Raw genomic sequence first — 14,801 nt, forward strand, 5'->3', positions numbered from 1 at the left:
CCGGATGCCTGCCTCGCAAATCAGGTTCGGGACCGACGGTTGGCGTGGAGTCATCGCCGACGATTTCAACTACGGCAGCGTTCGCCGCGTCGCCCAGGGCATCGCGGAATTCATGCGGTCGCGCACTCCGGACCCGCTGGCGATCGTCGGCTACGACTGCCGCTTCGCCTCCGACGATTTCGCCCGGGCGGTCGCCGGCATCTTCGCCGCCAACGGCGTGCGGACCCTGATCTTCGACCGGCCTTCACCCACGCAGGCGGCCTCGTGGACGGTGATCGACCGCAAGGCGACGGGCGCGGCCGTGATCACGGCCAGCCACAACCCCTACCAGTTCAACGGCATCAAGTACAAGCCGGAGACCGGCAGCTCCGCGCCGGCCGAGGTCATCGCCGAGCTCGAGCGCCGCATCAACGCGCTGCCCGAGGTGCCGGTGCCCGACCGGCAGGCGGACCCGGGCCTGGTGACGGTCTACGACCCGCGCCCAGCCTACTACGCGCAGATCGCGCGCATGGTCGACGTCGACGCCATCAAAGCCGCCGGGCTGCGCATCGTCCACGAATGCATGCACGGCTCGGGTTACGGCTACGTCGGGGAGCTGATCGGCGGCGGCCGGACTCACGTCACCGAGCTGCACAGCCAGCGCGACCCGCTGTTCGGAGGCATGAGCCCCGAGCCCATCCGCCCCAACATCGACTCGGCGCTGGCGTTCATGAAGGTGGGCGGGCAGGATCTCTGCATCTGCACCGACGGAGATGCGGACCGGGTCGGCATCATCGACGAAACCGGCAGGTTCATCAACCAGCTTCAGGTCTTCGCCCTGCTGATGCTCTACCTCTTCGAGGTTCGCGGCCTGCGCGGACCGGTGGTCAAGACCGTGAACATGACCGCCATGGTCGACAAGCTCGGCGCGGAGTTCGGCGACAGGGTGTTCGAGGTCCCGGTCGGGTTCAAGTGGGTCGCCCCGAAGATGATGGAGACGGATGCGGTGCTGGGCGGGGAGGAGTCGGGCGGATTCGGCATCCGCGGCCATATCCCAGAGCGCGATGGGATCCTGGTCGGCCTCTTGTTCGCGGACATGATCGTCAAGCGCGGCAAGCCGCTGTCGCAGATCCTGGCCGACCTCGAGCAGCGGGTCGGGCCGCACGCCTATGCGCGTCACGACCTTCATCTGGACCGCCAGACCTATGACACGGAGCGCAAGCGGATCCTCGCCAAGCTGGAGGAGAACGAGCCGGAGGAGGTGGCCGGCGTCCCGGTGCAGCGCATCCGCTCGGATGACGGCTTCAAGTTCTATCTCGCCGATGGCAGCTGGGTGCTGCTTCGCGCGAGCGGCACCGAGCCGCTGATCAGGGTGTACTCGGAGGCGGCCACCGGCGAAGCCGTCGAGGAGCGCCTGGCGGCCGTGGAGGAGATCGTCGGCTTGAGGGCGAGATGCTGACGGCGGCTCTGATAGCTCGTGTCACGGCCACCTGAGTTCGGCCGGGTGGAGAACGCCCGGGTCGAAAAGCCGTGGGGCTACGAGCTGCGGTGGGCGGTCACCGACCGCTACCTCGGCAAGGTGCTCCACGTCAACAAGGGAGAGGCGCTGTCGCTGCAGTACCACGAGCGCAAGGATGAGTACCAGTACGTCATCGCGGGCAGCGTCGACATCGAGGTCGGCGGCCCCGACGGCGTGATGACCAGGCACCGCATGCGAGCGGGCGACACCCTGCACATCCGGCCCGGCACCCGCCACCGGCTCACCGCAGTGGAGGACACGGACATCTTCGAGGTGTCGACACCTGAGATCAGCGACGTCGTCCGCCTCGACGACCGCTACGGTCGCGCCGGTACCTGACCGGCGAAGCCTCGTAGACTGCCAAGGTTCAAATGAAGATCCCGCCGTCTCCCGCCGAGAAGGCCGTACGCGCGGCCCCGACCGCCGAAGCCGAACGCGACCGGGGCTTTCTGATCTTCGCGGGCGTGGTCCTGGTCGCCATCGCCCTCGGCTTCAAGTCGGAGCTGCTCGGACAGGGCCAGGTATGGGGGCTGGCGCTGGGGCTGGTCGTGGTGGCCGCGCCGGCGCTGCTGGGTTACCTGCGCGGCACCGAGGAGTTCCCGCGCATCGAGCACTACATTCCAGTGGCTCTGGGCGCGACCACGCTGGCCGGCCTGTCGCTCCTGGTGCCGGAGCTCTGGAAGTACCTGGTGTTGACGGCGACGTTCGGCGCCGGCTTCATCCTGGCCGCGCGGCTGGACTACCTGCGCCTGCGCGACGCCGAGAAGCGGGGCCACCTGGTGCTGCAGGAGACGATGCTGGTGCTCGTCCTGGCGGGCGCCTACCTGGTCGTCGTGACCATCCCGTTCAACCCGATCCTCCGGCTCCTGTGGATCTTCACCATCACCTTCCTGGCTTCCTATCGCGGCTTCCGGATCAACGGGTCGCCGATCGCCCCGCGGCGTGCCTTCACCTTCGCGCTGTTCGTCGGTCAGGTCGTCACGTTCCTGGCGTGGGCGATCACGGCTCTGTCCATCTACCTGGTGGTCAATGAGGGCACGTTCGCGGTCATGCTGCTGTTCGCCTGGTACATCAACCGGGGCCTGGTCAGGCACACGGTCGAGGACAGCTTCACCAGGAACGTGATCCTCGAATACGGCGCGTTCGCCGTCGTCCTGATCTACCTGTTCGTGTCGAGCTACCAGCCGGGGCGATAAGCGCCGATCGGCTCGGGCTACATGCCCAAGTAGGCCCTCTGCACGTCCTCCGAGGCGAGGAGCTCCCTGCCGGTGCCCGTCTTCACGATCTCTCCCGTCTCCAGGACGTAGCCGCGATTCGCGACCTCAAGCGCCTTGTGAGCGTTCTGCTCGACCAGCAGCACGGGCGTGCCCCGGGAGTTGATCTCGCGGACGATGTCGAAGATCGTCTCGACCAGGATCGGGGCGAGGCCGAGCGACGGCTCGTCGAGCATCAGGAGCTTCGGCCTGGCCATCATCGCCCGGCCCATCGCGACCATCTGCTGCTCACCACCGGAGAGCGTGCCCGCGATCTGCCGCAGGCGTTCCTTCAGGCGCGGGAAGAGCTCGAAGACGCGCTCCATGTCCGCTTTGATCTGGGCCGTGTTGCGACTTGTGTAGGCGCCCATCTCGAGGTTGTCGAGCACCGTCATCCGGCTGAATAGGCGCCGGCCCTCCGGCGACTGGCAGATGCCCAGGTTCACGATCCGCTGCGGCTCGGTCCGCGTGATGTCCTTGCCGTCGAACTTGATCGTGCCGCGTGCCGGGTGCAGGAGGCCCGAGATGGTACGCAAGGTCGTGGTCTTGCCCGCGCCGTTGGATCCGATCAGGGCGACGACCTCGCCGGCATCGACCTCGAGCGAGGCCCCGCGCACCGCCTGGACGCGCCCGTAGAAGACGTCGATCCCGGAGACCTCGAGCAGCGCCATCAGGCTTGGCCGGCCGTCACGCGGACTTGCCCAGGTAGGCCTCGATCACACGCTGGTTGTTGCGCACCTCGGCAGGCGGGCCCTCGGCAATCTTCTCGCCGTGGTCCAGCACGACGATCCTCTGGGACGCCTGCATCACGACCCGCATGTCGTGCTCGATCAGGAAGACCGTGATCCCGCGCTGGAGGATCGTGCCCACCAGCTCCATGAGCTCCACCTTTTCCTGCGGTGTGAATCCCGCGGCCGGCTCGTCGAGCAGCAGCAGCTTGGGATTGGTGGCCAGCGCTCGGGCGATCTCCAGGCGCCGCTGCTGCCCGTACGCCAGGTTGCGGGCGTAGTTCTCGGCCTGGCGGTCGAGGCCGACGAGCTCCAACAGCTCCATCGAATGTTCGGTGATGTCCCTCTCCTCACGCCGCTCCTTGCGCGTCTTCAACAGGGAGTCCCAGAGCTTGGACTGCATCCGGCAGTGGTGGCCGAGGCGGACGTTGTCGAGCGCCGACATGTACTCGAAGAGCCTGATGTTCTGAAAGGTGCGCGCGATCCCGGCCTTCGCCGTGCGGTGCGGGGGCGAGCCGGTCAGGTCGCGGTCGCCGAAGGTGACGTGGCCCAGCGTCGGCTTGTGGATGCCGGTGATGCAGTTGAAGAGTGTCGTCTTGCCGGCGCCGTTGGGTCCGATGAGCGCGAACACCTCGCCCGCCGCCACCTCGAAGCTGACGTTGTCGACGGCGACCAGGCCGCCGAAACGCTTGGTCAGCCCGCTGACTCTCAGGATGGCCGGCATGTCAGGCCTGGAACTGCCGCGGGGCGGCGACTGGTTCGTGCCCGGCGTGCTTCAGCTCCTGCTTGCGGACCTGGCTGGGGACGAGACCCTGTGGGCGCAGCAGCATGATGCCGACCAGGATCATCCCGAAGATGACGTACTTCGACCGCGACACCTCCTCGGCGATGCCGGGCCACCCATTCGGGTTGGCGTGGTTCAGCCAGTCGAGTCCCGTCGACGTGGCCAGCGCCTCCACCTGCTGCGGTGCGTTCGGCAGCAACCAGAAGAGGATGAAGTAGAGGACGATGGCGCCGAGCATGGCGCCCGGGATGTTGCCCATGCCGCCGAGCACGACCATGGCCAGCACCGTCACCGAGACGATGAAGCCGAAGTTCTCGGAGCTGACGTACGAGAGCTTGGCGCCGTAGAAAGCGCCGGCGAAACCGCTGGTGGCGGCGCCGATCGAGAACGCCAGGAGCTTGATCGTCACGGTGTTGACTCCGCTGGCGGCGGCCGCGGTCTCGTCTTCGCGAACCGCCATCCACGCACGGCCGAGGCGGGAGTTGTAGAGGTTGTGCACCAGGAAGACGACGAATGCGATCAGGACGACCATGAGCACGTAGTAGGCGGTCAGGTTGGCCGAGGTGAACCTGAAGTCGGGAACCCAGACGAAGTCCTGGCCGACCCACGGGCCCTGGAACCATCCCGGCAGCGTGGGCACGTCGAGCGCGCTGATCCCGGGCACGCCGCCGGTCCAGACGCCGGCGTTGCGGAAGACCCGCGGCACGATCTCGCCAAAGCCGAGGGTCACGATGGCGAGGTAGTCGCCGCGAAGGCGCAGCGTCGGCGCTCCGAGCAGCGCGCCGGCGGTGGCGGCGACGACCATCGCGATGAAAAGGGCGATCCAGAACGGGACGTGGAGTGAATGGCCGAGTGGGGTGGCGGCCATGTGGTTCGAAGCCACGATGGCGTACGTGTACGAGCCAATGGCGAAGAAGGCGGCGTAGCCGAGGTCGAGGAGGCCGGCAAAACCCACCACGACGTTGAGCCCGATCGCCATCAGCATGTAGATGCCCCCGTCCGCGGCCAGGCCGACGAGGTAATCGCCGTTGTTGCCGGTCGCGAACTGGACGAGCGCGGGGAAGGACAGGGCCCCGAGGAGCATGAGGGTGTATGCGATGGCGTTCGGGTTGCGCAGGTTGGCCCGCATGAAGTCGCGCAGGCGGGTCATTTCTCAGGCACTCGCATGCCGAGCAGTCCGGTCGGCCTGAACACGAGGACGAAGATCAGGATGCCGAAGATCATGATCTGGGTCCAGGCGACCGAGAAGTAGCCGTCGGAGATGGAGTAGATGATGCCGATGAGCAGGCCGCCCAGCGCCGCGCCCGGGATGTTGCCGATGCCGCCGAAGACGGCGGCGGTGAAGGCGATGAGGCCGTAACCGAAGCCGTCGAAAGCCGCGACCGAGTTGTAGTACAGGCCGTAGATGATGCCGCCGGCGCCGGCCAGCGCGGCGCCGATGAAGAACGTCGCCGAGATCGTGCGGTTGATGTCGATGCCCATCAGCTGGGCGGCGTCACGGTCCTGAGCGGTCGCGCGCATCGCCTTGCCCAGCTTTGATCGGTTGATGAAAACCGTCAGGGCGACGACCAGGACGACGCCGATGACGATGACCATGACCGCCTTGGCCGCGATGGTGACTCCTCCCCCGATCGGGATCTGGTACTCAGGCAGGAAGTCGGGGTAGTGAAGGTTGAACGGTCCGCGCCACACGAACATCACGCCCTCGAGGAAGGCCGACATGCCGATGGCCGTGATCAGCGGCGCCAGGCGTGGGGCGTGCCGCAGCGGCCGGTACGCGACGCGCTCGATGGCGACGTTGACGACGGCGCAGAAGAGCATCGTGATCACGAACAGGCCCAGCAGGGGCAGGATCAGCGCGAAACCCGAGATCTTGCCCTCGGTCAGGCCGAAAGCCGGCATCAGCGCCAGTGAGAAGAAGGCCCCGAGCGTGAACACGTCGCCGTGGGCGAAGTTGATCAGCTCGATGATCCCGTAGACCATCGTGTAGCCGAGGGCGACCAGCGCGAAGATCGATCCTTCGGCGATCCCGAAGCCGATCGTCTGGAAAAAGTAGGTCGCCCCACCCTCGTAGATGCGCTGCAGCGCGGCCACGACGGCGACGGCGACCACCGCCAATCCGATGAGGTTGATGGCGGAGTTCGATGGCGATGCGATCACCGACACCCGAAGTCGCTGGACCATGGTGGCCACGGCGTAATTGTTCACAAATCAGGCTCGTTGGCAAAAAAAGCAGGGAGGGGCCGCGGGCCCCTCCCTGCGAAAAACTCGACCTTACGAGCTGCTGACGGCGATGTTCTTGACGGTGGTCCAGGCGCTGCCCTTGTACTCCTGGATCTGCAGCGCCGGCGAGGTGGGGTCACCCACCGTGTTGAGGGTGTAGGTCCCGGTGAGACCCTGGAAGTTGGTCGTCTTGGCCATCTGGTCGATGACCTGCTGCCGGGTCGGCATGTTGCCGCCGTTGGCCTCGATCGCGCGCTTGATGGCGTCGATCAGGATGGCGGCGCAGTCGTAGCCGGCGAACGTGTAGGCGGCCGTGTCGGCGGACGCGGGGTGCGCTGCCTTGTAGGCCGCGATGGTGGACGCCGCGCTGGTGTTCGAGTTGGCGTCCGCGACGCCCTGGCTCGCGTACATGTGGTCGTTGGCCATGGCGCCTGAGTCCGTGATGCACTGGCCGTCGCCGATGCCGTCAGGACCGAGGTAGTAGGAGTCGGCGGGGAAGATGCCCTGGCTCTCCTGGCGCGGGATGCAGCCGTAGGACGCCGATGTGGCGCCGGCGTAGATGCCCTGGGCACCGGCGGCGTGGGCCCGGTTCAGCCAGGTGTGGAAGTCAGGCTTGCTCGAGGTGTCAAAGCCCTGTCGCGCGACCACGGTGCCGCCCTTCTTCTGGAATTCCTTGGCGAAGTTGTTGGCGACGCCCAGACCGAACGGCTCCTGGTCGTCCCAGACCGCGACCGTCTTCAGGCCGAGGGTGTCGTAGGCGAAGTCGGCCATCGCCGGACCCTGGAACGTGTCGTTCGCGGCGATGCGGAAGTAGTTGTTCTTGCCGGTCGGGCGCAGGCTCGACGCGGTGTAACCGGCGTACTTCTGGCAGTAGTCGAATGCGAGGGTCAAGCACTCGTTGGTGTTGGACGGGCTGATCATGGCCAGGGGCGCCTGGTTGGCGACCGGGATCTCAGCCGCGGCCACGCCGGAGTTGAACGGGCCCACCATGCCCAGGAGCTTGGTGTCCGAGATCATCTGCTGGACGTTCTGCGCTCCCTTGGTGGGGTCGTGTTTGCCGTTGACCGCGTCGTCAAACGGCACGAACTTCAGGGTGAAGCCATCGACGCTTCCCACCTGCGAGACGGCGAATGCCGCCCCGTACTGAGTGGGCAGGCCGCTGGACGCGTCGGCGCCTGAGGTGGGCAGGTCGCTGCCGATCTCGATCGTGCCCTTGGAGCCGCCGCCGCCGCTGGTACCGCCACACGCGAATGCGACCACGGTCGCCAAAGTGAGGACTACGAGTCCCCTAGCTCGAACCATATGGTTCCCCCTTGTGCTTGTTGGGAGGCACGAAAAGCGCCGCTCCGGCGGCTGCCTCCCCTCACTCGCCGCCCTCTTCCCAACTTGCGTCGGGGCGAGAGTGCGCCGGCGGCGAATGCGGCCACATGGGGTGGCCGAACCACTACTCCGCCAGAACTATTGACTCGAGGGCGCCCTCAAGTCAATAGGCCGGGTTGGGTGGGAGATCGACGCCATCTGCGCCTGAGTACGGTCCAGTATCAATATGGGAGTGCAGTGCTGTAATCGATGGTGCCCACCCACTTCCAGCGCGCCCGCGGGTCGGTGCCCGCCGGTTCGTAGATCGAGACCACCCGGAGCGTGGTGTCGCCGGCCGGATCGAAGCCGAAAGTCCCGGTGACGCCCTGAAAATCCGTGGTCGCCGCCAGCGCGGTGACGACGCCGTCGCGCCCCGGCAGCCGCCCGGCGCCGGCCCTGATGGCGCGGTCGAGAGCGTCGTAGACGACCCCGGCGGCGTCGTAGGCCGACAGGGTGTAGGCGCCGTAATCCCGCGGCCGGCCGTATTCCGACCTGAAAGCGGCGATGACCGGCTGGGCCGCCAGGACACCGGGTGCGTCAACCGAGGGGACGGTCGCATAGATGCCGGCGGCGTTGTCCCCGGCATCGCCAACGCATGCGGGGTCCTCGGCGATCCCATTGCCGCCGAGGAACGGAGTCGCCTCCCCGGGGTCGAAGACGCCCGCCATCTGCTCGCGGACCTTGCAGCCCTGGTGCGATGTGGAGCCGCCGAAGTAAACGCCCTGCGCTCCATCCTTCTTGGCCTGTTGCAGGAAGGTCCTGAGGTCGACGCTCGGGGAAGGATCGAAATCGAGGCGATCGACGACGGTGCCGCCGAGCCTGGCAAAGCTCGCGGTGAAGCTGTCGGCCAGGGCCTGACCGTAAGCCTCGTGGTCGGAGAGGACCGCCACGCGCAGCAGGTGGAGCTGCTTGTAGCCATAGTCGGCGGCGGCCGGGCCCTGCAGATCGTCCGTGGTCGAAAGCCGGAAGTAATTGTTGACGCCGGTCGGTCTGAGATCCGCCGGCGAGGGCAGACCGGCGGCTTGGCATCCGATCGCCGTCCGCCTCGGGTTCAGCGCGGCGGGCAGGAGCGGCTCCTTGGTGAGACAGCGGTTGCTGGTGGCCGGGCTGACCATCGCCAGGTGGGCGGCGTTGGCGACTGGGATCTCCGCGCGTGCGACGCTCGAGTCGAGCGGCCCGATCACGGCCAGCACCGTCGGGTCGTCGATGAAGGTCTGCACGTTCTGCACGCCATGTGCCGGGTCCCGGATGCCGGCGACCGCGTCGTCGCGAGCGTCGACGACGACGCTGAAACCGTCCAGGGTGGGGTGGCGGTGGACGAAAAACTCGACCCCGTTCAGGGTCGGGATCCCGGCCTGGCCCTCATGGCCGGACAGCGGCAGGTCGACGCCGATCCTGATGCTGCCGGCGGTGGTGACACCCGGCGTGCCGCCCGAGCAGGCGACGGTGGAGAAAAGGCACGCGGAGGCGGCCGCGGCGACGGCCCGGACCAGAGATCGCACCTGGAGATTGTCGTCGGCCCACGACCCCACACGCGCGGTTCATCGCCGCCGTCCCGGCAGTACTTATACTCGTCATCCCTTTCACCCAGGTAACAGGAGCACGCCCGATTGAAGACCGAAGCCGGTGAGCATCTCAAGCCCCGCTCGCAGTACGCGGATGACGCCGTCCAGCTGGCGATCGCCGGCAAGTGGGACGACGCGGTCAAGCTGAACCGGTTCATCATCGACAGCTTTGGCTCCGACGAGGAGACCCAGAACCGGCTGGGCAAGGCCCTGGCCGAGCTCGGCAAGCTCAAGGAGGCGAAGTCCGCCTACGAGGTCGCGCTCAAGCTCAACCCGATGAACTCCATCGCCAAGAAGAATGCGGCTCGCCTCAACGCGCTCCTCCACCAGAAAGAGGGTTTGAAGGTCGGCGGGACCAGGGTCGACCTCAACCTGTTCGTCGAGGAGATGGGCAAGACGGTCATCACCACGCTCGAGAGCTCGGACGCGGACATCTGCTCCAGGGTTGCGGCCGGCGATGTCGCGGAGCTGCGAATCGACGACGACGGCATCGTGGCCGAAACTTCGAAGGGCGTCCGGCTCGGCCTGCTCGAGGCGAAGCTGGCCCGCCGCCTGATCAAGTTCATCCACGGCGGCAACCGGTACCAGGCGGGGGTGACGGCCTGCGATGGCAGCACCGTCAAGCTGATCGTCCGCGAGACCTACCAGGACCCGAGGTTTGTGGGCAAGCCGAGCTTCCCCATGCGCCGCAAGCGCGAGGTGGAGTTCCGGCCCTACACCAAGGAGAGCCTGCTCGCGCGGGAGGTCGAGGTCTTCGCCGAGGACGAAGAAGAGGAGACGCTCGTCCAGGGCGCCCCGGCCGGCGACGACATCGAGGAGGGCATGCACGCGGTCGAGGACGAGGCCGAGCCGCTCGAGTTCGGCGAGGGTGCGGACGGCCAGGGCGGCGATGACGATGACGACGATGACAGCTAGCCAAGAGAACCCTTCACCAGGCCTCTTGCCCGCGGGCAAGAGGGCGTTCATGGCGCAGGCCCGGAGGTCTCTTCACCGACCCTAGTCAGGTGCCTGGGGCGACTCCTCAGCTGGGCGGCGTGCCCGGATTTCGCGATCTTCTTCCCGCGGAGGCCGAGGTGCTGCGCGATGCGCAGGAATCCATCCTGGCGGAGATGCGCCGGTGGGGCTACCGGCATGTGATCACGCCCATGGTCGAGACGACCCAGGTCCTGGAGCTCGGCCTGGACGCCGGGCAGATGCGGCGCCTCTTCAAATTCACCGACGTTCGCGGGGAGGTCGTCGCCCTGGTCGGCGAGCGCACGGTGCCGGTGGCCAGGCTCGTCGCCGGCAAGCTGAGGACCGCGCCGCTGCCGCTGCGCCTGTGTTACGCGGGCCCGGTGCTGTCGACCCAGGCGGGCCGCTTCCAGCAGCGCCGCGAGACCTACCAGGTGGGCGCGGAGCTGGTCGGCGCTCCCGGACCCGTCGCCGACGCGGAGGTCATCGCGCTGGCCGCGCGCTGCCTCGAAGCGACCGGGCTTCGGCGCTACCAGGTCGATGTCGGCCATGCCGAGTTCTTCCAGGGGATCATGGATGCGGTCAAGCTCGCGGACGAGGTCAAGGCCGGCGTCCGGAGCGCGCTCGCGGCTCGCGATTTCGTCGCCCTCGAGTCGCTGCTCGAGCGGACCCCGCTGCGCTCGGCTGAGCACGAGCTCCTGTTGCGCTTCCCGGCTCTGCGTGGTGGGGCTGAGATCCTGGAGGCGGCCGGCGGCCTCGTCCGCAACCGCCGGTCGGAGCGGGCGCTGGTCGAGCTCGGACACGTCCGCGACCTCCTGGTCGATCACGGCCTCGGCGAGGTCGTGAACTTGGATCTCGGCGCGATCCGCGACTTCGATTACTACACCGGGATCATCTTCGAGGGCTACGGCCCGGACCTCGGACGCCCGGTCTCCCAGGGCGGACGATATGACGGCCTGCTCGCCCGTTTCGGGCGGCCGGCCCCCGCGACCGGCTTTGTCGTCCAGCTCGACCTGGTCTGGGAGATGCTGACCCACGCGGCCCGCCCGCCGGCGCTGCCTCGACTCGATGCCGCCGTGGCCTGGAGCGGTTCAGGCCTGGCGACGGCGCTGCGTCTCGGCTCGACCCTGCGTCTGTTTGGTATGCGCGCCGTGGTGGACACCGAGGCTCGCGATCACGACCAGGCAACGGTCTGGTGGCGCGCGCTGGGCGCGGCCAACCTGATCCACTGCCGCAGCGCCGCGACCGTTTCGTGGACCGCCACCGGGCGGCGCGCGCGCCGGCTGCCTCCGGAGCAGGTCGCCGGGCGCCTGGCCGGGTCGATGGGGCAAGAGAAGGGGCGAGACAGGTGATGGGCGCGCGACCGGAACGCGTCTCGATCGCCGTCCCGACCGGCGCCCTGATGGCCGGCGGGCTGCGCATGCTCGGGCGAGCCGGCCTGGCGCGTCTCGGCGCTGAAGAGCTGGGCCGCAAGCTCCTGGTCGAGCGCGCGGGAGTGCGAGTCATCCTGGTCCGGCCGGCGGACGTGCCCGCATACGTCGACTACGGCGCATCCGACCTCGGGATCGTCGGCAAAGACGTCCTGTGGGAGATGCCGGGCTCGCACTACGAGCTGCTCGACCTGGGCTTTGGCGGCTGCCGGCTGGTGCTGGCGGTGCCGCAGCAATCCAGGCTCGACGGCCCTGAGACCTGGCCGCCCATCCTTCGAGTCGCGACCAAGTACCCGCGCACCACCGCCTCATGGTTTGAAGCTCGAGGCCAGGCCGTGGAGGTGGTGCAGCTGCACGGATCGGTCGAGCTGGCGCCCCTGGTCGGCCTGGTCGACGGGATCGTGGACCTGACCGCCAGCGGCCGGACGCTGCGCGAGAACCAGCTCCGCATCACGGCGCTGCTGGGTACGTCCACGGCTCGCCTCATCGCCAACCAGGCGAGCCTCAAGACCCGCACGGAGGCGGTGCAGGCGATGGTGGGGCGCCTGCGCGAGGCGGTCGAAAGTGCCGGTTAGACGCTTCGACGTCGGTTCGTGGCTCGACTCGCCGCTGTCACGGCGGCGGCTCGACCTGTCGCAGTTCGCCCAGGAGCGAGCGGCCGTCGCGGACATCTGCGCGCGCGTGGCGGCGGACGGCGACTCCGCCCTGCGCGAGCTCGGGAAAAAGTTCGACGGCTGGGCACCGGGCGCTGATGAGACCTTCGAGGTCCCGGCCGTTGAGCTGGCCCAGGCCGCCGACCGCCTCGCTCCGGCCGACCGAGCCGCCCTGGAATTCGCGGCGCAGCGCATCCGCGATTTCCACGCGCCGCAGGTGCAGGCCCCCTCGATCGGACCGCCGGGTCTCAAGCTGCTCACCCGGCCGGTCCGGCGGGCGGGCGTCTACGCGCCCGGCGGGCGCGCCGCCTACCCGTCGACCGTGCTCATGACCGTGATCCCGGCACGGGTCGCGAAGGTGCCCGAGGTCGTGCTCGCGACGCCGCCGCGTGCGGACGGCAGCGTGCCCGCGGCGATCCTGGCGGCCGCCCACATCGCGGGCGTCGACACCGTCTATCGGGTCGGCGGGGCGCAGGCGATCGCGGCGATGGCGTACGGCACGGCCACCATTCCCCGAGTGGACGTCGTCGCCGGTCCGGGCAACATCTACGTCGCGCTCGCCAAGCGCGAGGTGTTCGGCGCGGTCGGGGTGGACGCGATCGCCGGCCCGACCGAGGTGATGGTCATCGCGGACGCCGGCGCCAGGCCCGATTACGTGGCCGCCGACCTGGCCGCGCAGCTGGAGCACGACCCGCTGGCGTGGGCCGTGCTGGTCACGGATTCGGCGCGGCTCGCGGATCGGGTCGAGGAGGAGCTGGAGAGCCTGGTGCGAGGGCTGGAGCGGGAGCCGATCATCCGGGCCGCAAACTGCTGCGTCATCGTGGCCGACGACCTCGACCAGGCGATGGACCTGACCAACGATTTCGCGCCGGAGCACCTGCTCATCGTCACCGCCGACGCCGGGCGGCTCGCCACCCGGGTCGAGAACGCGGGCGCGGTTTTCGTCGGCGCCTACGCGACGGTGCCGCTGGGCGACTATGTGGCGGGCCCGAATCACACCCTGCCGACGTCGGGTGCGGCTCGCTTTGCCTCGCCGCTCGGCGTGCACACGTTCATGAAGCGGACCAGCGTCCTGAGCTTGAACCGGGGCGACCTCGAGATGTTGCGCGAGGCTTGCGTGCGGCTCGCGGCGATGGAGGGTCTGGGCGCGCACGCGCACGCGGTGGAGGTGCGGCTTGAGTAGGCGAGGTGAAATCGCGCGCAAGACCAAGGAAACCAGCCTGACGGCGAAGGTCGACCTCGACGGTCGCGGACGCGTCAAGGTCGCAACCGGGCTGGCGTTCCTCGATCACATGGTGGAGCAGGTGGCTCGGTACGGCGGATTTGACATCACGCTCCGCGGCACCGGCGATATCGAGGTCGACACCCACCACCTGGTCGAAGACGCCGGCATCGTCGTCGGCCAGGCGCTGTCGGAGGCGTTGGGCGATCGCGCGGGCATCGTGCGCTTCGCCTCTGCTTACGCGCCGCTGGACGAAGCGCTCGCGCGCGTGGTCGTCGACCTGGGCAAACGGCCGTACCTGTCTTACAACGTGGCCCTCCGAGGGCGCATCGGGACAGTCGAGTCCGAGGTCCTGGAAGAGTTCTGGCGGGCGCTGTCCATCCACCTCGGGGCGACTCTCCACGTCGACTCGATCCGCGGCCGCAACCGGCACCATATCGCCGAGGCGACTTTCAAAGCCCTGGGCCTCGCGCTGCGCCAGGCGATGGCCGCGGGCGGCGGCTTGGGAGTGCCCTCCTCAAAAGGCCTTTTGGGGTGATCGCGATCGTCGATTACGGGGTCGGCAACGTTCGCTCGGTGGAGCGAGCGCTGGCCCATGTCGGCGCCGACCCCAAGCTCACGGCGGATCCCGACGAGCTCGAGCGCGCAGACGGGATGGTCCTGCCTGGTGTCGGCGCGTTCGCCCCGGCGCTGGAGAAGCTGTCCGAGGGTGGATTGGGCCGGCGGGTCGTCGAGCTGGCGGCGAAGGGCAAGCCGATCCTCGGCGTCTGCCTCGGTTATCAGCTGCTGTTCGAGGAGTCGATGGAGCACGGCCGCCACCAGGGCCTGGGTCTTTTGCCCGGCCGTGTGGTCGAGGTCGAGAACAGCGAGCGCCTGCCCGTCATCGGGTGGTGCCGGCTGACCCAGAGCGACGATTCGCCCCTGTGGCGGGGGATCAAGGACCGCTCCTACTTTTACTTCGTGCACTCGTACACGCCCGATTCGCCGCGGCACGCCATCGCCATCAGCGACCACTCGCCGGCGGCCGCGGCCGCCAGACGCAACGTGATGGGCACCCAGTTCCATCCGGAAAAAAGCGGTCCGGACGGCCTGCGCGTTTATGCGAACTTCCTGGCCCTGTGCGGATGAGCGCGCG

The 14,801-nt window shown here is 68.3% G+C and carries 15 protein-coding genes; 9 read left to right on the plus strand and 6 right to left on the minus strand.

The annotated features are described in order from the left end of the window. Positions 1-4: 4 nt before the first annotated feature. The 3 genes from EPN29_06555 to EPN29_06565 are packed head-to-tail and all read left to right on the plus strand — an operon-like array spanning position 5 to position 2,694. Positions 5-1,438 carry a phosphoglucomutase/phosphomannomutase family protein gene (locus EPN29_06555; GenBank protein ID TAN33200.1) on the plus strand — a complete coding sequence of 478 codons (1,434 nt, stop codon included), beginning with the start codon at positions 5-7 and terminating at the stop codon, positions 1,436-1,438. A gap of 45 nt (positions 1,439-1,483) precedes the next feature. Next, entirely contained in the window at positions 1,484-1,837 is a 354-nt protein-coding gene (locus EPN29_06560; protein ID TAN33229.1) for a cupin domain-containing protein, read from the plus strand. 32 nt (positions 1,838-1,869) lie between these two features. Continuing rightward, complete coding sequence (locus EPN29_06565; GenBank protein ID TAN33201.1) at positions 1,870-2,694, plus strand: hypothetical protein; 825 nt, start codon at positions 1,870-1,872, stop codon at positions 2,692-2,694. 17 nt (positions 2,695-2,711) lie between these two features. Here the strand turns inward: EPN29_06565 and EPN29_06570 are convergent, their stop codons facing one another. The 6 genes from EPN29_06570 to EPN29_06595 all read right to left on the minus strand — a co-directional run bounded on the left by EPN29_06570 (position 2,712) and on the right by EPN29_06595 (position 9,377). Beyond that, positions 2,712-3,422, minus strand: a complete 711-nt coding sequence (locus EPN29_06570; protein TAN33202.1) for an ABC transporter ATP-binding protein — start codon at positions 3,420-3,422, stop codon at positions 2,712-2,714. Positions 3,423-3,438: 16 nt separating this feature from the next. Continuing rightward, entirely contained in the window at positions 3,439-4,203 is a 765-nt protein-coding gene (locus tag EPN29_06575; GenBank protein ID TAN33203.1) for an ABC transporter ATP-binding protein, read from the minus strand. Position 4,204: 1 nt separating this feature from the next. Further along, entirely contained in the window at positions 4,205-5,413 is a 1,209-nt protein-coding gene (locus EPN29_06580; protein TAN33204.1) for an ABC transporter ATP-binding protein, read from the minus strand. After that, positions 5,410-6,447: a branched-chain amino acid ABC transporter permease gene (locus EPN29_06585; GenBank protein TAN33230.1), complete on the minus strand. Its 1,038-nt coding sequence runs from the start codon at positions 6,445-6,447 to the stop codon at positions 5,410-5,412. The genes EPN29_06580 and EPN29_06585 overlap by 4 nt, the downstream gene beginning before the upstream one ends. Positions 6,448-6,537: 90 nt before the next feature. Then, positions 6,538-7,788 carry a hypothetical protein gene (locus EPN29_06590; protein TAN33205.1) on the minus strand — a complete coding sequence of 417 codons (1,251 nt, stop codon included), beginning with the start codon at positions 7,786-7,788 and terminating at the stop codon, positions 6,538-6,540. Positions 7,789-8,027: 239 nt separating this feature from the next. Next, positions 8,028-9,377 (minus strand): hypothetical protein, encoded by a 1,350-nt coding sequence (locus tag EPN29_06595; GenBank protein TAN33206.1) that lies wholly within the window; start codon positions 9,375-9,377, stop codon positions 8,028-8,030. A 78-nt stretch (positions 9,378-9,455) separates the two neighbouring features. On the opposite strand from EPN29_06595, the gene EPN29_06600 reads away from it, so the two are divergent. The 6 genes from EPN29_06600 to hisH all read left to right on the plus strand — a co-directional run bounded on the left by EPN29_06600 (position 9,456) and on the right by hisH (position 14,794). After that, on the plus strand, positions 9,456-10,325 hold the full coding sequence (locus EPN29_06600; protein ID TAN33207.1) for a tetratricopeptide repeat protein: 870 nt from the start codon (positions 9,456-9,458) through the stop codon (positions 10,323-10,325). A gap of 89 nt (positions 10,326-10,414) precedes the next feature. Continuing rightward, positions 10,415-11,713, plus strand: coding sequence for an ATP phosphoribosyltransferase regulatory subunit (gene hisZ, locus EPN29_06605; GenBank protein ID TAN33208.1), 1,299 nt, complete (start codon positions 10,415-10,417; stop codon positions 11,711-11,713). Next, positions 11,713-12,366: an ATP phosphoribosyltransferase gene (locus EPN29_06610; GenBank protein TAN33209.1), complete on the plus strand. Its 654-nt coding sequence runs from the start codon at positions 11,713-11,715 to the stop codon at positions 12,364-12,366. Before hisZ ends, EPN29_06610 begins: the two co-directional genes overlap by 1 nt. Continuing rightward, the gene (gene hisD / locus EPN29_06615) at positions 12,356-13,627 is read left to right on the plus strand and encodes a histidinol dehydrogenase (protein ID TAN33210.1); all 1,272 of its coding nucleotides are present in this window, start codon (positions 12,356-12,358) and stop codon (positions 13,625-13,627) included. Before EPN29_06610 ends, hisD begins: the two co-directional genes overlap by 11 nt. After that, positions 13,620-14,204, plus strand: a complete 585-nt coding sequence (gene hisB / locus EPN29_06620; protein ID TAN33211.1) for an imidazoleglycerol-phosphate dehydratase HisB — start codon at positions 13,620-13,622, stop codon at positions 14,202-14,204. Before hisD ends, hisB begins: the two co-directional genes overlap by 8 nt. Further along, positions 14,201-14,794, plus strand: coding sequence for an imidazole glycerol phosphate synthase subunit HisH (hisH, locus tag EPN29_06625; protein ID TAN33212.1), 594 nt, complete (start codon positions 14,201-14,203; stop codon positions 14,792-14,794). The genes hisB and hisH overlap by 4 nt, the downstream gene beginning before the upstream one ends. The last annotated feature ends 7 nt before the right edge of the window (positions 14,795-14,801 follow it).

It is taken from the genome of bacterium, assembly GCA_004299235.1.
Classification (GTDB): domain Bacteria; phylum Chloroflexota; class Dormibacteria; order Dormibacterales; family Dormibacteraceae; genus SCQL01.